Annotated in this window: 20 protein-coding genes and 1 tRNA gene; 9 read left to right on the top strand and 12 right to left on the bottom strand. The window is 58.1% G+C overall.

The genetic code is table 11. The annotated features are described in order from the left end of the window. The first annotated feature begins 44 nt into the window (after positions 1 to 44). Both G0Q00_RS02235 and G0Q00_RS02230 read left to right on the top strand, forming a co-directional pair. Positions 45 to 815, top strand: coding sequence for a GNAT family N-acetyltransferase (locus tag G0Q00_RS02235; RefSeq protein ID WP_163035977.1), 771 nt, complete (start codon positions 45 to 47; stop codon positions 813 to 815). Beyond that, positions 812 to 1,645 carry a 1-acyl-sn-glycerol-3-phosphate acyltransferase gene (locus G0Q00_RS02230; protein ID WP_163035975.1) on the top strand — a complete coding sequence of 278 codons (834 nt, stop codon included), beginning with the start codon at positions 812 to 814 and terminating at the stop codon, positions 1,643 to 1,645. Before G0Q00_RS02235 ends, G0Q00_RS02230 begins: the two co-directional genes overlap by 4 nt. Here G0Q00_RS02230 and G0Q00_RS02225 read toward each other — a convergent pair. Together G0Q00_RS02225 and G0Q00_RS02220 are read right to left on the bottom strand one after the other, a co-directional pair. Beyond that, entirely contained in the window at positions 1,642 to 2,271 is a 630-nt protein-coding gene (locus G0Q00_RS02225; RefSeq protein ID WP_163035973.1) for a thiamine phosphate synthase, read from the bottom strand. The two genes, G0Q00_RS02230 and G0Q00_RS02225, sit on opposite strands and share 4 nt — an antisense overlap. 69 nt (positions 2,272 to 2,340) lie before the next feature. Continuing rightward, positions 2,341 to 2,670: a TfoX/Sxy family protein gene (locus tag G0Q00_RS02220; RefSeq protein WP_163035971.1), complete on the bottom strand. Its 330-nt coding sequence runs from the start codon at positions 2,668 to 2,670 to the stop codon at positions 2,341 to 2,343. A 73-nt stretch (positions 2,671 to 2,743) separates the two neighbouring features. On the opposite strand from G0Q00_RS02220, the gene G0Q00_RS02215 reads away from it, so the two are divergent. Then, complete coding sequence (locus G0Q00_RS02215; protein WP_163035969.1) at positions 2,744 to 3,493, top strand: RNA methyltransferase; 750 nt, start codon at positions 2,744 to 2,746, stop codon at positions 3,491 to 3,493. Here G0Q00_RS02215 and G0Q00_RS02210 read toward each other — a convergent pair. Both G0Q00_RS02210 and G0Q00_RS02205 read right to left on the bottom strand, forming a co-directional pair. Beyond that, positions 3,490 to 3,990, bottom strand: a complete 501-nt coding sequence (locus tag G0Q00_RS02210) for a disulfide bond formation protein B (RefSeq protein ID WP_163035967.1) — start codon at positions 3,988 to 3,990, stop codon at positions 3,490 to 3,492. The genes G0Q00_RS02215 and G0Q00_RS02210 overlap by 4 nt on opposite strands. Beyond that, on the bottom strand, positions 3,987 to 4,565 hold the full coding sequence (locus G0Q00_RS02205) for a YqaA family protein (protein ID WP_163035965.1): 579 nt from the start codon (positions 4,563 to 4,565) through the stop codon (positions 3,987 to 3,989). The genes G0Q00_RS02210 and G0Q00_RS02205 overlap by 4 nt, the downstream gene beginning before the upstream one ends. A 527-nt stretch (positions 4,566 to 5,092) precedes the next feature. On the opposite strand from G0Q00_RS02205, the gene G0Q00_RS02200 reads away from it, so the two are divergent. The 6 genes from G0Q00_RS02200 to G0Q00_RS02175 all read left to right on the top strand — a co-directional run bounded on the left by G0Q00_RS02200 (position 5,093) and on the right by G0Q00_RS02175 (position 10,616). After that, complete coding sequence (locus G0Q00_RS02200) at positions 5,093 to 6,130, top strand: TRAP transporter substrate-binding protein (protein ID WP_163035963.1); 1,038 nt, start codon at positions 5,093 to 5,095, stop codon at positions 6,128 to 6,130. 104 nt (positions 6,131 to 6,234) lie between these two features. Next, complete coding sequence (locus tag G0Q00_RS02195; protein ID WP_163035961.1) at positions 6,235 to 6,819, top strand: TRAP transporter small permease; 585 nt, start codon at positions 6,235 to 6,237, stop codon at positions 6,817 to 6,819. After that, the gene (locus tag G0Q00_RS02190; protein ID WP_163035959.1) at positions 6,816 to 8,168 is read left to right on the top strand and encodes a TRAP transporter large permease; all 1,353 of its coding nucleotides are present in this window, start codon (positions 6,816 to 6,818) and stop codon (positions 8,166 to 8,168) included. The genes G0Q00_RS02195 and G0Q00_RS02190 overlap by 4 nt, the downstream gene beginning before the upstream one ends. A gap of 77 nt (positions 8,169 to 8,245) precedes the next feature. After that, positions 8,246 to 8,331: transfer RNA gene (locus G0Q00_RS02185), tRNA-Leu, on the top strand. 53 nt (positions 8,332 to 8,384) lie between these two features. Continuing rightward, positions 8,385 to 9,515 carry a cystathionine gamma-lyase gene (locus tag G0Q00_RS02180; protein ID WP_163035957.1) on the top strand — a complete coding sequence of 377 codons (1,131 nt, stop codon included), beginning with the start codon at positions 8,385 to 8,387 and terminating at the stop codon, positions 9,513 to 9,515. 441 nt (positions 9,516 to 9,956) lie between these two features. Continuing rightward, a complete protein-coding gene (locus G0Q00_RS02175) occupies positions 9,957 to 10,616 on the top strand; it encodes a Hint domain-containing protein (protein WP_163035955.1) in 660 nt (219 codons plus the stop codon). Here G0Q00_RS02175 and G0Q00_RS02170 read toward each other — a convergent pair. The 8 genes from G0Q00_RS02170 to G0Q00_RS02135 all read right to left on the bottom strand — a co-directional run bounded on the left by G0Q00_RS02170 (position 10,597) and on the right by G0Q00_RS02135 (position 17,908). Then, complete coding sequence (locus G0Q00_RS02170) at positions 10,597 to 11,199, bottom strand: NTP transferase domain-containing protein (RefSeq protein ID WP_163035953.1); 603 nt, start codon at positions 11,197 to 11,199, stop codon at positions 10,597 to 10,599. The genes G0Q00_RS02175 and G0Q00_RS02170 overlap by 20 nt on opposite strands. Positions 11,200 to 11,202: 3 nt before the next feature. Next, positions 11,203 to 12,558, bottom strand: a complete 1,356-nt coding sequence (locus G0Q00_RS02165; protein WP_163035951.1) for a branched-chain amino acid ABC transporter permease — start codon at positions 12,556 to 12,558, stop codon at positions 11,203 to 11,205. Continuing rightward, a complete protein-coding gene (locus G0Q00_RS02160; protein WP_163035949.1) occupies positions 12,555 to 13,565 on the bottom strand; it encodes a branched-chain amino acid ABC transporter permease in 1,011 nt (336 codons plus the stop codon). The genes G0Q00_RS02165 and G0Q00_RS02160 overlap by 4 nt, the downstream gene beginning before the upstream one ends. Then, positions 13,565 to 13,900: a hypothetical protein gene (locus G0Q00_RS02155; RefSeq protein WP_163035947.1), complete on the bottom strand. Its 336-nt coding sequence runs from the start codon at positions 13,898 to 13,900 to the stop codon at positions 13,565 to 13,567. The genes G0Q00_RS02160 and G0Q00_RS02155 overlap by 1 nt, the downstream gene beginning before the upstream one ends. 3 nt (positions 13,901 to 13,903) lie before the next feature. Continuing rightward, complete coding sequence (locus G0Q00_RS02150; RefSeq protein WP_163035945.1) at positions 13,904 to 14,617, bottom strand: ABC transporter ATP-binding protein; 714 nt, start codon at positions 14,615 to 14,617, stop codon at positions 13,904 to 13,906. Then, a complete protein-coding gene (locus G0Q00_RS02145) occupies positions 14,617 to 15,396 on the bottom strand; it encodes an ABC transporter ATP-binding protein (protein ID WP_163035943.1) in 780 nt (259 codons plus the stop codon). Before G0Q00_RS02145 ends, G0Q00_RS02150 begins: the two co-directional genes overlap by 1 nt. Before the next feature lie 90 nt (positions 15,397 to 15,486). Continuing rightward, entirely contained in the window at positions 15,487 to 16,674 is a 1,188-nt protein-coding gene (locus G0Q00_RS02140; protein WP_163035941.1) for an ABC transporter substrate-binding protein, read from the bottom strand. A gap of 247 nt (positions 16,675 to 16,921) precedes the next feature. Beyond that, entirely contained in the window at positions 16,922 to 17,908 is a 987-nt protein-coding gene (locus G0Q00_RS02135) for a GlxA family transcriptional regulator (RefSeq protein ID WP_203564883.1), read from the bottom strand. Positions 17,909 to 18,040 lie beyond the last annotated feature (132 nt).

Genomic DNA, 18,040 nt, shown 5'->3' with positions numbered 1-18,040 from the left:
CTGAGCCATATGAGCTGAACAAGGTTATCAAATGGTTAATCCGAATGACTGCGCCCGATTTTGAACTGAGACTGGCCCAGAGTGACGCAGATCTGATCGCAGCACAACGGCTGCGTTACGATGTCTTTGTGCGTGAATTGGGCGGGGATGGTCCTTTGGTGGACCACGAAAACGGGTTGGAGCGTGATGCGTTTGATCCGTTTTATGATCATTTGATCCTGTTTGATCACGCCCGCGACGGGTCCCCTGCGGTTGGGGTGTACCGGCTGCTGCATGGGGACAAGTTGAACACGCCTGACGGGCCAGGCCATTTCTATTCTGAAGCCGAGTATGACCTCCGCATCTTGAAAGACTCGGGCCGTAACCTCTTGGAATTGGGGCGGTCTTGCCTGCATCCGGATTATCGTGGCGGGGCGGCGATGATGCATCTATGGGGCGGATTGGCCAAATATGTCGAGGAACATGGGATTGAGATCCTGTTCGGCGTGGCCTCGTTCCATGGGACGGATATTGATGCACTGAAGGCGCCTCTGTCCTTGCTGCATCACCGTCACCTTGCGCCCAAAGCCATCCGCGCTCGCGCGCAGCCAGACGTGTTTCAACCGATGGATCTGATGCCGGAAAGCGACATCAACCGGCCCGCTGCCATGCGCGCGGTTCCGGCACTAATCAAAGGCTATCTCCGCCTTGGCGGTTTCGTAGGAGAGGGCGCGTTTGTCGATCATGTCTTCAACACCACCGATGTCTGCCTGATCATCGACATGTCCTTGGTCAATGAGCGATCAAGAGCGATCTATGCAGGAGCTAAAAAATGAATGCGACATGGCAGGGCGGGAACGAACCGCACGCGTTTCACCCCACGAAATTAGAGTATTTGCGTATTGTTCGGCGCGGATTGCCACTTGGCATTCTGGTCTTTGGCGGTTTGATCTTGCTATTGCTGGTACGGCTGTTTGAACGCCCGATTTTTGGCACGCAGCGGCCAGTTACGCCACGTATTACGCAGTTCGTATGTCGCAACGCCTTTCGGATCCTCGGCATTCGGTTCACGACGAATGGACAGCCGATGCGCCAGAAGGGGGCGGTGGTGGCCAATCACGCAGGATGGCTAGACATATTCTCGCTGAACGCGCGCAAACGGGTGTATTTCGTGTCGAAATCCGAAGTCGCGGGTTGGCCCGGTATTGGCTGGCTTGCGCGCGCGACGGGGACGGTGTTCATCAACCGCGACCGGAAAGAGGCGCAAAGTCAGATCGAGGTCTTCCGCACCCGTCTGATGGCCGGACATAAGCTGCTCTTTTTCCCCGAAGGGACGTCCTCGGACAGTCAGAGGGTTTTGCCCTTTAAATCAACACTCTTTGCTGCGTTCTTTACGCCTGACCTGCGGGATTTCATGTGGGTGCAACCCGTCACAATTCGCTATTTCGCGCCGGAAGGCCGTGACCCTCGTTTCTATGGTTGGTGGGGCGATATGGAGTTCGGGCCGCATTTGCTGCAGACCTTGGCTGTGAGGCGCCAAGGGCAGGTCGAACTGGTCTATCACCAACCGGTGAAGGTGTCGGAGTTCAAAGGCCGAAAAGAATTGGCCGCCCATTGCGAGGCGGCCATTCGTGAAGGTCTTGGCGATTTGAACGTCGAACGTTAACCGTTCATTGCCGCCAGCAAGCGGTGCAGCGTGGCCGAGGGATCCTCGGTGCGCCAGATCTCTTCTCCGATGGCAAAGAAATCGGTGACCGGGGCAAGGGCGCGGATCGTGTCTTCATCCAACGCGCCTTCTGCGACCACAGGCACTTCGATCATCTGGCTCCACCATGCAAACAGGTCATGTTCTGCGCGGGTGCCGTCACCCAGCGGGGTCGACCCAGCGGGGCCAAAGCTGACGTAATCCGCGCCAGTTTCGCCTGCGTTCATCCCGTCATGACGCGAGGCGGCGCAGTATGCGCCCACGATCGCATCTGCGCCCAGATCGTCGCGGGTCTTGCGTACGCGACGCGCGCCGTCGCCCAGATGCACACCATCCAGCCCCAGACGCTCGACCAGCAGCGCGTGTTCTGCGATCACGATCGGCACGTCGCGGGCATGGGCGACCTCGCGACAGGCGTCAGCGGCGCGCGTGATGCGGTCTTCGTCCGTGGTGGCCAGCGACAGGCGCAAGCAGGCGGTGTCGAATGTATCCAGCACCTTGGCCAGCTCGGTGGGAAAGCGCGACAGCTCGATCTCGGGCGGCGTCACAAGATAAAGCTGGGGGCGGTCCATTTCAGTATCGGACATCTGCGCGATCCTCTTTGTTCTGTCTGAAAGGCTTCATAGCCGGGTTTGGCGCTATTGCAAGCGTAGGCGTTACTTTGCGGGCAGGGAGGAGACGAAATCGACGGCCAGACGCAATAATTCGGCGCGGGTGTCGTCATCCGCCATTGCCTCTTCACCCGCGTCGATGAACCCGCCCATCGGGCGCCCTGTGAAATCCATCTTGCGGGCGCCGGGTAGGGCAAGCGCTTGTGTCTCATGCTCTTTTCCCACCCGGTACATCGCGCCGACCTTGTGCACACCGCACAGCATGTTGCCGTTCAGCATGAAGGCAATACCGCCGAACATCTTCTTTTCCACCAGATCGGGACGGTCGCCCAGATCGTCTTTGAGGATTTCATAAAGACCGCTGTCATAAGCCATGGGGAAGCTCCTGCTTGCCGAATGATCCTGCTCAGCGTATCACGCGCCCGACCAATTGAAAGAGAATGCCGCAATGGATACCCCCGAGACCCCGCTGGGACCACAGCCTGAAATCGTACTGGTACGCCCTCAGATGGGGGAAAACATCGGCGCGGCAGCCCGTGCGATGCTCAATTTCGGGTTGGAGCGGATGCGGATCATCGCGCCGCGTGATGGCTGGCCGAACCAATCCGCCGTTGCAATGGCCTCGGGTGCGGGACGGGTTCTGGATGCGGCAGGGGTCTATGACACATTGGCCGAGGGGATCGGCGATTGCGACTATGTCTATGCGACGACTGCGCGGTCGCGCGATTTGGCGAAACCGGTGCTGAGTCCCGAACGCGCCATGGAGGAAGCCCGCCAGATGCGCCTTCAGGGCAAGAAGGTCGCCGTGCTGTTCGGCCCGGAGCGTACGGGTCTTGAGAATGATGAGGTCGCGCGGGCGAATGCCCTGATCTCGGTCCCCGTGAACCCGGAATTCGCATCCCTGAACCTAGCGCAATGCGTGCTTTTGACGGCCTATGAATATCGTCGCCAAAGCCACGAGACCGCGCATCATGTGATGGAATGGGCCAGCAGCGACCCCGCAAGCGCGATCGAGGTCGAAAAGCTAGCCGAGCACTATGAAAAGCGTCTGGACGAGGCAGGATATTTCTTCCCCGAGACCAAGGCGGAAGTGATGAAGATCACGCAACGCAATATGTGGAGCCGTCTGAACCTGAGCCGTCTGGACGTTCAGATGTTCCATGGAATTTTGCGTCAGCTATTGCGCAACAAGGATTAATCTGCGCGGCGAGCCGCGACGATCCATAGTGCCATAAAAACCAATGACCCAACGGCGTTGAAGTTGGCCATGGTAATGTCCAGTGCCTCAATCGGGATCATGTCGGACAGGCGCCACGGGATTTCGTCACAGCGGATCAGCGGGGCGGCTTGGATCTGCGCCAGCAGGTCGTCGACCGACAAGTTGCCTACACCTCCGCCAGAGCAAGACGACGGACCCTCCCACAATTTCCGCTCGACACCAGAGTGGTAGAAGCCAAGTCCGGCGGACACAGCCATGTTCAGCGCGCCCACCCAGCGCAGAAGGTGCATTTTGGTGGCCAGTGCGGCACCACCCAGTGCGATCGCAATCGCGTGGGGCCAGCGCTGCCACAGGCACATTTTGCACGGCGCGTATCCCAAAGCCTGAAAGATGAAGGCCCCCGCCAGAATGCTGGCCGAAGCCAGAGCGGCTGCGATGATTAGGGTTTTGGTCGAAAGACGGTCAAGAATGCTCATAGAAATTTCACCACATAGAAACCGCCGACAAGCAGCAGGCAGAACAGAGAAAACATCAGGCCCAGCCTGCGTTCGATGAAGTCACGGATCGGCGCGCCGAATTTCCACAGCAAGCCTGCCACGATGAAGAAGCGCAGTCCGCGGGCGATGATACTTGCCACCATAAAGACGGCGAAGTTCAGCCCGGTCGCGCCCGACAGGATCGTGATGACCTTATAGGGGAAGGGGGTGACGCCCGCGATCAGGACGGCCCAGGCACCCCATTCATTATAGCGCGTGGCGAATTCGTCGAAATAGGCGTCCTTGCCGTAGAACTCTAGCACGGGACGTCCGACGGTCTCGAACATGCCCCAGCCGATGTAATAGCCGAACATGCCCCCCAGAACCGAGGCGACCAGCGCGACACCTGCGATCACGAACGCGCGCGAGGGGCGGGCGATGATCATGGGAATCATCAGTACATCTGGCGGGATCGGAAAGACCGAGCTTTCCAGAAAGGCCACCACCGCCAGCGCCCAAAGCGCGTGGGGCGTGTTGGCCAGACCCATCGTCCAATCGTAAAGTCGTTTAACCATGCTCGTGCCCTTTATTCTTGTACCTGACGAAACATGCGCGTGGCCCAAGGTCAAGAGAGCTGTTCTTGATGTCAGTGATTAGGGCGGTAAACTGACTGGAATAGTGCGTTGGTGCCAAAGTCGCCGAGTTTGTATCTGTGGCGCGGGTACCCTTCGTCAAACATCACATCTCAAAGTGTTTAGGTTACTGGTTCACACGGGGCTGAGAGCATTGATGTGTGCGCCATCGTGACATGTACGTTATGAAATCTGTGATTCCTTTCGGTTCATTATGTGATCCGGGGTGTAGATTCCGATAAGCGAAATAACAGTCCGTTTGCAGTAAAATCGTAGAAATACTCTTATTCTAGATACAATGTTGCGAACGCAACGAATATTGTTTACACAAATTTCAGCGACAGGATCAACAAAGCCGACCGGGTGGTCAAAAAAGCTTGCACGAGTCAGCCGAGCCTGTTTGTATTGTCGTCAATTGTCGGGGCAGGTGCCTTGGCAGCTGAAACACACTCGCGTTGGGAGGAAGCGATATGAAACTTACCATGAAAGCCACCTTGGCAGGTGCCTTTGCACTTGGACTGAGTGCAACCGCCAGCTTTGCACAGGACGTCACGCTGCGCTGCCAGCACTTCCTGCCGCCGAAGGGCTCGACCCCGCTGTACTTCATGGCGCCGTGGGCCGAGAAGATCGAAAAAGACTCGGGTGGCCGCATCAAGGTTGAACTCTATCCGGCTATGCAGCTGGGCGGTAAGCCGCAGGCTCTGTATGACCAGATCCGTGATGGCGTGATCGACTGTGGCTGGGCGCTGCCCGCATACACCCCGGGCCGTTTCCCGGAAGCTGAAGCCTTTGAACTGCCCTTCATGACCTCGCGCAATGCAGCTGCGTCGTCGAAAGCCGCTTGGGAGTTCTCGGAAAAGTACCTGATGGAGCGTATGGGCGACGTCAAACTGTTGGCTGTTCACGTACACGGCCCGGGCGTTATCCACAAAAAAGGCGAGCCGGTTGCAGCTCTGTCGGACTTTGAAGGTCTGAAACTGCGCGGTCCGTCGCGTCAGGCAAACACCCTGTTTGAAACGCTGGGCGCAACGCCGGTTGGCATGCCGCTCCCGACCTTCCCGGAAAGCCTGTCGAAAGGCGTTGTTGAAGGTGGTGTAATTCCGTGGGAAATCGTACCGCCGCTGAAAGTGCATGAACTGGCAGACAGCCACACCGAGATCCCCGGTGACCGTTCGCTGTACAACACCTTCTTCATCTGGGCGATGAACAAAGACACCTATGCCGGTCTGCCGGATGACCTGAAAGCCGTCATCGACGCAAACTCGGGTCTGGAAGCTTCGGCTTGGGCAGGCGCTTCGTTCGATAAAGGTGACGTCATCGGCCGCGAGATCGTTGCAGGCACTGACAACAACATCCACGAACTGGACCCGGCTCTGGTGGCTGAAATCCGCGCAATGGGTGACAAGCAAGTTGAAGCTTGGGCTGCTGACATGACCTCGAAAGGTCTGGACGGCGAAGGTATGGTCGCACTGGCGAAAGAGCTGGTTGCTAAATACTCGGACCAGTGATCTGGTAACACACACAGCTCCGGGTGGCCTGTTGGGCTGCCCGGAGTTTTTCTTTGAAGCAAGGGCATCAAGGCCCGTGCTGAACGGTTAGAAGGGGGAAGGTCGTGGCGATCGCGAAATCTGCCGAGCTCCGGGTGGGGCGTATCATGGAATTCCTGAGCCGCTGGATGGCGTATTCGGGGGGTGCCGTTCTGGTTGGCATCGCAATGACCACAGTGGTGTCGATCATCGGGCGGGCATTGTCGGGCTATGGTCTGGCACCGGTCAAAGGCGACTTCGAGATCGTCGAGATGGGCTGCGCTGTTGCCGTCTTTGCCTTCATGCCGTGGTGTCAGTTCAAACGCGGCCACGTGACCGTTGACATCTTCATCACGCGCCTTCCCGAACGTATTCAGGCGCTTCTGGGCTTCATCGGCGACGTGTTCCTGACCGGGGCCGCCTTCATCATCCTGTGGCGTCTGTGGCTGGGCTTTGGCGAGAAGTTTCCCTTCGGATCTGACGCTATCCGCAGCGTCTTTGGCATGGGGTCAAAGCCCTTTTTCGCCGAAAGCACTTACGAACTGGAAGTTCCCCTGTGGATCCCCTTCGGCATGTGCCTGATCGGCGCGGCATTCTTCCTTGTGGTCGCTATTTACACGATGTGGCGATCCTTCAACTGGGTTCTTGACGGTAAGGAACAACGCGTATGACCGGTATCGAACTTGCGATTGTCGCCTTTGCATTGATGCTTCTGGCGATCTTCCTGCGCCTGCCCATTGGTCTGGCCATGGGTCTGACCGGCTTTTTTGGCATCTGGTATATGATGGGACGTCCATCGGTCACGCTGAGCCAGCTGAAAACGCTCTCGTATGACACGTTCTCAAGCTATTCGTTGTCGATTGTGCCGCTGTTCCTCTTGATGGGGCAATTCGCGACCAAGTCAGGTATGTCCGGTGCGCTGTTTAACGCGGCCTCGGACTGGCTGGGGCACCGCAAGGGCGGTGTGGCGATGGCGGCTGTTGGCGCCTGTGCCGGCTTTGGCGCGGTCTGTGGCTCGTCTCTGGCAACTGCGTCGACCATGGGGCAGGTGGCTTTGCCCGAGATGCGTAAACGCGGCTACTCCGACGCACTGTCGACTGGTGTTCTGGCCGCAGGCGGCACATTGGGCATTCTGATCCCGCCGTCGGTTATTCTGGTGATCTACGCAATCCTGACCGAGCAGAACATCGTGAAGATGTTCATCGCGGCACTGGTGCCGGGTATTCTGGCCGCGCTTGGCTATATGTTGACCGTGGCCGTGATGGTTCGGATTAATCCCGACAGCGCCACCACCGCAGAGCGCGTTCCCTATACTGAGCGCTTCAAGACGCTTCTGTCGATCTGGCCGGTTGTGGTGATCTTTGGCCTTGTGATGGGCGGGATCGCAGGCGACTGGAACTGGTCGAAAGTTGGCGTTCAGGCGCTGTTTACCCCGACCGAAGGTGCCGCTGTTGGTGCCGTTGCCACGGGTCTTTACGGTGTGATGACCGGGGGGCTGACTTGGAAAGGCTTCTTGGACAGCGTACTGGCCACCGCTCAATCCACCGCGATGATCTTCTTCATCGTTCTGGGCGCGCAGATCTTCAACTCGTTCTTGGCCTTTACGCAAGCCCCGCAGATGTTGGCTGAATGGGTGACCGCACAGGGCTATGCGCCTTTGCTGGTGTTGACGCTGATGCTGATCGCCTATCTGGTCTTTGGTTGCGTCATGGACAGCCTGTCGATGATCCTGCTGACCATTCCGATCTTCTATCCGATCATCGAGGTCTTGGACTTTGGTCTGACCCCGGAAGAGGCCGGCATCTGGTTTGGCATCCTCGCCCTGATCGTGGTTGAGGTTGGATTGATCACGCCGCCGGTTGGGATGAACCTGTTCATCATCAACTCGATGGCCCGCGACATCCCGATGAGTGCGACCTATCGCGGCGTGGCGCCCTTCGTCCTATCCGACCTGATCCGTGTCGTGGTTCTGGTGGCTTTCCCGGGCATCACGCTCTGGCTGGTCGGCGTCTTGTTCTGACGACAAAAAATAGCACGGGGCAGGGTCGGAAATGCCGTTGACCTTGCCCCGTTGCTTGGATATCCAAACCGAACAGTGCCCAAGTGGCGGAATGGTAGACGCAGGGGATTCAAAATCCCCCGCCTTCACGGGCGTGTGGGTTCGAGTCCCACCTTGGGCACCAATTTCCCGCCGAATTCGTGATACATGACTGCCGGTGGCTGACCGGAGCATGCTATGCGCGAAACATCCAAAGATTTCAATTCGTTGAGCCGTGCGGCCGAGCTGTTGCACCACCGCGGGCAAGGGCTGTCGAAAGGCGATCCGATCGCGCTTCCGATCACCACAAGCTCGATGTTCCATCTGCCCGGGGATCCCGCAGACACGCCCGGCTATGGGCGCGTGGACAATCCTACATGGGAGGCTCTGGAAGACGCGTTGGCCATTTTGGAAGATGCACCCTGCGTAGCGCTTCCGTCAGGGATGGCGGCCATTTCTGCCGCTCTTTTTGCAACGCTGGGGGCAGGCAAGCGCCTGCTGGTGCCGTCGGATGGGTACTATGTGACGCGCGTCCTGTCGTCCGAGTTTCTGGCCGTGTTTGGCGTAGAGGTCACAGAACGCCCAACCGCTCGGTTTGCCGAGGGTGGATTTGACGGGTTTGACGTTGTCTTCATCGAAACGCCGTCCAATCCCGGTCTTGATCTGTGTGACATTCAGGCCATCTGTTCCGCGGTGCGCTCTGCCGGAGGGATCAGCATCGTCGACAACACCACTTTGACCCCATTTGGACAACGCCCGCTGGATCTTGGTGCGGATGTTGTTGTTGCCTCGGACACCAAGGCACCGGGTGGGCACTCGGACCTTCTGATGGGCCATGTGGCAACGCGCGATGCAGCGCTGTTGGCGCGGGTGAAAGATTGGCGAAAGATGTCTGGTGCGATCCCGTCGCCACACGCCGCGTGGGCGCTCTATCGCGGGCTCGAGACGCTGGAGCTGCGCTTTTCCCGCATGTGCGACACGACCGAAGTGATCGCCCCGGTCCTGGCCGCGCACCCTGCCGTTCAAACAGCGCGCTTTCCGGGCCTTCCGACAGACCCATCGCACAATTTGGCCGCGACGCAGATGACCCGGTTCGGCTTCCTGATCGGGATCGATCTTGGGTCTGAGGAGCGCGCTGAACGCTTCATCAACCACAGCCGCTATCTGCGCCCGGCAACCTCGTTCGGGGGCGTGCACAGCTCTGCGGAACGCCGCGCGCGATGGGGGGATGACGTGCCCGCAGGCTATGTCCGTCTGTCCATCGGGTGCGAACCAGCTGAGGTTCTTTTGAAAGACCTGACTGATTCCCTTGATCAGCTTGAACGCTAGGAATACGTGCCTTCTTTGCGCCGTATTTGGCGGGGAAAAGCCGCGGCGATCCACCATAGATCAGTATGCGTGCATACCGCTCAATGATTGAGAGTGGCGTGATTGTGGAAGGTTGACCAGTTTGTGTTGAACTGACCTCTGAAACGAAACAATCGGCAGTTGTTTGTTGAGCGCGTGCTTTGAGTGTCGAGATTCTGGATGTAATGAAACATCAACTAATACAATAAGTTACTGACGACGACGTTGACTCCGATCAAAGGGGCGTAGAAAGAGATCGCGTCTGCTCGGTGCACTCGGGCTTTCGTTTGTCCACTTCCATACTTTAGGCATGTTCTGTCCCTATAATTTCTTTAATCAGAGCTGGAAAAGTAGCTATCCAGCCAGCCATGACGAGTAGCGGATCAACACGTGGTACTTCGTGATTTTAGAATTGAAGAAGACATGAGTGTATCGTGGCCGGGCGTCCCGACTGCTTGCAATGACGCATCGGTTTCCACGCAAAATGAATCCCGCCGCGCAAATCTTAGCGGGGCATTGTCAGGTATCTCTGCAAACACCATGGTCGAAACCGCGCGTGGGGCCGTGCCAGCGCGGGAACTGCAGGCTGACGATCAAATACCCACCCTGAAAGGTCGACTTGCGCCTATCCAGTGGCTGGGCCACTCGGCGATGTCCAAGACCCAAAAAGTATCGCCGATCCGATTTCCAGAGCCGACTAATGGCCAATCCGGCGCGTTGTTGACGCCCCGCAGCCTTGTCCTTGTCGATCATCCGCTATGTGAGATGCTGACCGGCGAAGCTCAGGTGGTCTGTTTGGCCAATATGCTGGCGGAAGTCGGGCAGGCCGAAGTGGACGTGACTGTATCGCCCATGATGGTGCATATCCTTCTCGACAAGACCGAGATGATCCGCTGCGGCGACTATTGGGTAGAAAGCCTGATCCCCGAAATTGATGTAATCCGGCGTGATGCGCCAGACGCCGCCGAGGAGATTCTGGAGGCGTGTCCAAAGTTGCGCAGCCGTCAGGGCATTTCCTCTTACCTGCGTGACTATCTGGTAATCGATAAGCGCGAAGCGAGCGTCATTTTTTCGGGGGCGTGAGCCTTTCACTTTCCCAAGCTTTCCAGTCATCTGGTGTATCCAGATCCCGCACCGCGTTTTGCCCGGGCAGGGGGTGCAGGTCGACGGGCTCGGACTGTAGCAAGGTGCGTGCGCCCTGCGCACCTGAAAGAAGCTCTAGCGACGGGCGGTAGCGGACAGGGAAGATCACCGGATGGCCCGGTGTACCGTCTTCGGTTGCTGCGCGCAGGATCGTTTTACCATCAAAGCGGACCATCAGTCCCCGCAGGTCACCACAGGTCACGTCAGGCAAATCAGACAGCATGATCATGATTCCTGTGATGGTATCGGGCAGCGCGCGTATCGCGGCAGAAATGCTGTCTCCCATCCCATGCACATCGTTGGAAATCTGAACTGGAACGGCTGAGGTTGCTTCAACCATTACAGATTTCTGAGGGTCGTCTGGGATCGCGACATAGGGAACAGTCCCGGATGCGATAATCGCGTGAATGCGATCTTCCAGAAGGCGTGCCCCGTTGGGAAGCCGCTTCAGAAGTTTGTCTTGCCCCATACGTCGGGACAGACCGGCGGCCAACAGCACAACTGCAATATTGGCCGCCGTCATGGTTTACTTCTCGGGGATCAGGCCACGTGGGCTGAACCGCAGCACCAGAAGCAGCACGATCCCCATCGAGAACAGGCGCATATGCGCAGCCGAGTTGATCAGGTGCGTCTTCAGGGCCGATCCGTCCTCAAGCCCCATAGTCACAACCGACATCAGCCAGTTACCGATCGGTTCCACCTGGATCCACAGGAACCAGATCAGGAACGCGCCCAGAACCGAGCCCAGATTGTTGCCGGATCCACCGACAATCACCATCACCCAGATCAGGAAGGTGAAGCGCAGGGGCTGGTAGGTGCCGGGAACCAACTGGCCGTCCAGCGTCGTCATCATCGCACCCGCCAGACCGCAGAGAGCCGAGCCCAGGACGAAGATTTGAAGATGCCGCTTGGTGACGTCTTTACCCATAGCCTGCGCCGCAACCTCGTTATCGCGAATGGCGCGCATCATGCGGCCCCAGGGCGAGTTCAGCGACAGCTGTGCCAAGATAATCAGGATCACCAGAACGACGGTGAAGAGCGCCGAATAAGACAGCTTCACGGCCAGTGTCGATGCAGTCGTGGCATCCAGCCCGAGGCTTTCTGCGCGCGCAACGAAATCTGCGCTTTGCTGCAGGTCGATCTCATACGGTACCGGGCGGGGAATGCCGATGACGTTCTTCACGCCCCGGGCCATCCAGTCTTCGTTCTTGATGATCGCGATGACAATCTCGGAAATCCCAAGGGTCGCAATCGCAAGATAGTCCGAGCGCAGCCCCAGCGCGGTCTTGCCGACGACCCACGCCGCACCTGCAGCCAACAGGCCGCCGACCGGCCATGCCAGAATGGTCATATAGCCGTGGGCTTTGTAGTTGTCCGGGCCACCGGGGTTCAGCCCGCCAAGATAGCCGGTTTGCGCAGGGTTAATGGCCTCGACGCCCGCGACACCCGCATCAAAGATATAGCGGTAGACGAAGAAGCCGACGATTAGAGTGGCCAGTGTCGCCAAGGTGCGGTTGCGACCCGCCGCCATGCGCGTGTTTATGAGGACTGCGGCGATAACCGTGGCTGCCCCGACCAACAGTCCGAAAACAATGCCAACGCCGCCTTGGCTCCACGCACCGGGGGTTGTGGGCATGGCCACAAGCACGGTGGCCAAGCCCCCAAGTGCGACAAAGCCCATGATACCAACGTTAAACAGGCCAGCATAACCCCATTGCAGGTTCACGCCCAACGCCATGATCGCCGAGATCAGCGCCATGTTCAGAATGGTCAGAGATGCGTTCCAGCTGCCCGCGAAGATCCACCAGTCGGTCGACCCTTGAAGAATGAACAGCAGCGCGACGGCGCCAAACAGAAGCGGAGTACGAAGTGATTGGCTCATACCGATTGCCCCTTGAATAGACCGGTTGGTTTGAACAGCAAGACGACGATCAGGATCACGAAGCTGACTGCGAATTTATAGTCGGTGGACATCAGCTGGACGAGGCTGGACGGCTCCAGACTTTCGGGCAGCAGATAGACCGCGACTTTCTTCCAGGCATAAGTGATCGTGACCTCGGAGAACGCGATGACGAACCCGCCTGCGATGGCCCCCAGCGGGTTGCCCAGACCGCCTACGATGGCCGAGGCGAAGATGGGCAGCAGAAGCTGGAAATAGGTGAAGGGTTTGAAGCTTTTATCAAGCCCATACAGCGTGCCTGCGATGGTAATCAGGGCAGCGACGATGATCCATGTGATCATCACCACGCGCTCCGGGTTGATGCCCGACAGAAGCGCCAGATCCTCGTTATCCGAGAAAGCGCGCATCGACTTGCCGGTGCGGGTGCGGTTCAGGAACCAGAACAGTACGGCGACCACGATGATCGCGGTCACAATGGTGATGCCCTGCGAAGTTTTGAAAGCCAGGCCTTCGTTCAGCCCCGTGGCGTTCTTGAAGTCACGCGCGCGGATAATGAACCGCTCGCCATCGGCAAAGCGTTGATCGCCCGGCCCGATGATGAAGCGTACCACGCCGTTCATGATGAACATCACGCCCATCGAGGCCATGACAAACACGATCGGTTTCGCTTTTACGCGACGATAGAAACGATACACTGTGCGGTCCGTGGCGATCAGAAGCATCGATGTGACGACGATACCAAAGGGCAAGGCCAGAAGGGCCGTGGGCAGCGGATGAATGGACAGCCCCATCGACTGGAACCACCATGTAAACAGGATCGTCACCATCGCGCCAAAGGCCATCGTATCGCCATGGGCGAAGTTCGAGAACCGCAGGATGCCGTAAATCAGCGTGACCCCAAGCGCGCCTAGCGCAAGCTGGCTGCCATAGGCGATCGCGGGGATCAGTACAAAGTTTGAAAGCGCGACAAGCGCGTTCAGAAAGTCCATCAGAACTCTCCCTTACAGGTGCCCAAATAGGTGATTGCCGCCGGACCCACATTAGAGTGGGCCGTGAAGCGGGCAGCGTCACCGTTGCGGGACAGAAGATATTCAGCGCCGTCGCCAGTGGCGAACAACGTGGTCAAGGCGCCAGCCTGTTTGGCGGCGACGATGGTCAGATCTCCGAAGCCGGTGATCAGACGCTCGCTGGTCAAGTCGGCGGTCAGCGAAAAGTCTGTGTCCTGACAGGCTTGGTCCTCGTAACACTCGGTCACGAAGCTGCAGTCCTGCGCCAGAAGCGGCGCGGGGCTCAGGGCCAGTGTCAGGGTAAGGGCGAAACGCATGCGTCAGCCCCCTAGGAACGATTGGCGGACTTCGGGGTCGGCCAGAAGCTCTTTGCCCGAGCCTGTGTGCGCGTTGCGGCCCTGTACAAGGACATAGCCTTTGTCTGCGATTTCAAGCGCTTGACGGGCGTTTTGTTCCACCATCAGGATCGAGATTCCGGTGCGGGCGACCTCGATAATCCGGTCAAACAGCTCGTCCATCACGATAGGGCTAACGCCCGCTGTGGGTTCGTCCAGCATCAGAACGGTCGGTTTGGTCATCAGCGCGCGGCCCACGGCCACCTGTTGACGCTGACCGCCCGACAGCTCGCCCGCAGGCTGGTTGCGCTTTTCGCGCAGAATCGGGAACAGCTCATAGACCTGTTCAATCGTCTCGTGGATATCGTCGGTACGGATGAAACCACCCATCTCGAGGTTCTCTTCCACGGTCATCGACGTGAAGATGTTGTGGGTCTGCGGCACAAAGCCCATGCCTTTTCGCACGCGATCCTGAGGCGACAGGTTGGTGATGTCTTCACCACCCAACCGAACCGCGCCCGAGCGCACGTTCAACATTCCAAATACGGCCTTCATGCCGGTAGATTTGCCTGCGCCGTTGGGGCCGACGATCACAGCGATCTCGCCCTTGTCGACGGCGATGGTGCAGTCATGCAGAATGTCCGGGCCCTTGCCGTAGCCGCCGGTCATGCTGTCTCCAATGAGGAAAGGTTCGCTCATTATGCGTTCTCTTTCTTATTCTTCAGGCCCGTGCCCAGATAGGCTTCGATCACCTGTTCGTTGGCCTTGATTTCGGCCAGAGTACCTTCTGCCAGCACTTTGCCTTCGGCCATACAGATCACAGGGTCACAGATTTTCTCGATGAAATCCATGTCGTGCTCAATGACAACGAAGGTGTAGCCACGCTCTTCGTTCAGACGTTTGATTGCGTCGGCGATGGTGTATAGCAGCGTACGGTTCACACCGGCGCCGACTTCGTCGAGGAAAACGATTTTGGCGTCCACCATCATGGTGCGGCCCAGTTCCAGAAGCTTTTTCTGGCCGCCCGAGATTTCACCCGCGCGCAGGTTGGAAATGTGCGAGATCGTCAGGAACTCCAGCACTTCGTCTGCTTTGGCTTTCAGGGCGCGTTCTTCATCTGCGATGCGCTTGCGACCGAACCAAGTATCCCAAAGGCGTTCGCCTGACTGGCCGCCGGGGACCATCATCAAGTTCTCGCGGCAGGTCATCGAACCGAATTCATGCGCAATCTGGAAAGTGCGCAGAAGGCCTTTGTGGAACAGCTCGTGCGGAGGCAGGCCGGTGATGTCTTCGCCTGCCATGGTGATCCGACCCGAAGTCGGCTTCAACACGCCCGCGATGACATTGAATAGCGTCGTTTTGCCCGCACCGTTCGGGCCGATCAGTCCGGTGATGGACTTGTCTTGGATGGTCAGGGTTGCCCCATCAACGGCACGAAAGCCGCCAAAATGCTTATGGACGTCTTCGATGACGATCATGTCTGTTCCCTCTACAACCTAAAGATGGTTGCCTAACATATTGAAACAGCCCGGAAAGTCCGGGCTGCTTCAGGTCAACTTGGCGTTAGATTAACGGTATTGGACCGTTACCATCTTGCCGCCTTCGATCTTGATTTCGCGGTACGAACCAGCAGCTTCGCCACCGTCTACCAGCTCAACCGCGGTTGCGCCGACATAGTCGATGTCGCCGCCGTCGGCCAGGATCTGCAGGCCTTTGGCCAACTCACCCGGATAGATTTTTTCGCCCGGAGCGTTGGCAACCATTTCGACTTTCGAAACATAGTCACCCGGCTCAGCCGAACCAGCAGCCTGCATGGCCAGCATGATCAGAGCAGCTGCGTCATAGCTTTCGCCGGTGTAGGGCGAGGTCACGTCGAACTTGTCACCGACCAATTCAGCAAAAGTGGCAGCACCGGGGCTGTCGGTGCCCGGAACCTGACCGGTCGAGCCGTCGATGTCCGAGCCGAAGTTGGCCTCCAGGTTCGAGCCGATCATGCCATCGGGGAAGTGGAAGGTGTCGAATGCACCGGTGTCCAGCGCACCGCGCACGATGCCTGCACCACCTTGGTCCACATAGCCAGCCACAACCAGCACGTCGCCACCGGCCGAGGCCAGAGCGCCGACTTCAGCGGTGTAGTCCGCTTTGCCGTCTTCGTGCGAGGCCACGATGGTCACTTCGCCACCGGCGGCTTCAAAGGCAGCTTTGAACGCGTCAGCCATGCCCTTGCCGTAGTCGTTGTTGGTGTAGGTCACAGCAACCGATCCCACGCCATTTTCCTTCAGGATTGCAGCCATCACGTCCGACTGACGGGCATCCGAAGGAGCGGTGCGGAAGAACAGGCCGTTGTCTTCTGCGGTCGACAGACCCGGCGAGGTCGCCGACGGCGAGATCATGACGATGCCGTTGGGCAGGGCTACGTTGGCCAGCACAGCGCCGGTCACACCCGAACAATCCGGGCCCATCAGGCCTTTGACGCCATCCGAAGTGATCAGGCGTTCAGCTGCGGCGGTCGCGGCTGCGCTGTCTACACAGGTCGAATCGGCACGGACGCTGACGACCGACTTGCCACCCAGAAGCAGGCCCGAGGCCGACACTTCTTCCATCGCCAGTTCAGCGCCACCCGCCATATGCGGGGTCAGGCTTTCGATCGGGCCAGTATAGCCAAGAATGGTGCCCAGTTTGATTGCGTGGTCGTCTGCATATGCAGCGCCGCCAACCAGTGCAGTTGCAGCGGTGGCCATAAGAAGTTTTTTCATTTTTGTTCTCCCAATTGGAAAATTCCGGTCTCGACCCTAGGCGCGCATACCGGAAAAGAAAAGGCCGAAGCAGATGATTTGCTCAAAAAACCGCCGAGGTTTACGGGTCGTCAGGGTCTCGCTGCGGCTAGGCGTATTCGGTGTCGTTTTCGATTTCAACGAGCCCGATTTTTCGTGCACAGAATACGTCAGCTTGGCCCCGAAATGCGCCAAACACTGATTCTTAAACGCAACATGAGATATTGGCTTACGCAGGCCTGGCCCCGCGGCTGCCGCGTTCGCGATAGGGGGTGGTGTCATAATGCGACCGGTAGCATTTCGAGAAATGCGAGGGGCTGGAAAACCCGCAGGACAAGGCCACGTTGATCACGCTCATATCCGTTTGCATCAGCAGGTTGCGCGCTTTTTGCAGGCGCAGTTCCATGTAGTAGCGCTTGGGCGAGCGGTTCAGATAGCGGCGGAACAGGCGCTCCAGCTGGCGTGTGGACATGCCCACTTCGCTGGCCAGAACCGACGGTGAAATCGGCTCTTCTATGTTGGCTTCCATCTTGCGGATCACATCGGAAAGCTTGGGGTGGCGCACGCCGATACGGGTTGGCACGGACAGGCGCTGGCTGTCGCTTTCGGTACGGATCGTCGTGTAGATCTGCTGATCGGCCACCACATTGGCCACGTCCTCGCCCTGATCCTCGGCAATAATCTTCAGGATCAGGTCAATGGCAGCGGTGCCGCCGGCAGCGGTCATGATCTTACCATCGACCACGAATACGCGCTTTGTCAGTTCAACCTCGTCGAACTCCTCAGAGAAGCTGTCATGGTTTTCCCAGTGGATCGTTGCGCGTTTGTCATTCAGTAGCCCGGTCTTGGCCAAGATATGTGCCGCGGTACACAGACCGGCAATACGCACCCCCCGACGGGATTCGCGGCGGAGCCAGTTCAACAACTTGGTGCTGCAATTGCTTTGCACGTCGACGCCGGACACCAGAACCAGCGTGTCGTCGCGGCGAAGCTCTTCCAACGCGCCATCGGCCAGAAAGCTGGGGCCAGCAGAGGACGTAACTTCTCCGCCGTCTTCAGACAGGATCACCCAGTCATAAAGCTTCTTGCCGCTGGCGCGATTGGCGATCCGCAATGCATCGACAGCACCGGCAAAACTCAAAAGGGTAAACCCGTCAACAAGAACGAACACAAACCGACGTGCAGCTTGATCATTCATCTCTGACAGTTTGGTCATCCGACTCACCCTTTTCTTCATGGGTTCTATAAAGGTAGCGACAAATTCAGCAGGTTTAGAGGCCCGCAGCAAGTCGCTTTTTTTACCGATCATAGCGCACCAATACATATGCGACAAACGATGGGAAATTTC

The organism is Aliiroseovarius sp. PrR006 (genome assembly GCF_010500215.1).
Classification (GTDB): Bacteria; Pseudomonadota; Alphaproteobacteria; order Rhodobacterales; family Rhodobacteraceae; genus Aliiroseovarius.
Note: the sequence above shows the minus strand (reverse complement) of the source record. Positions and strands in the feature narration are given on the sequence as shown.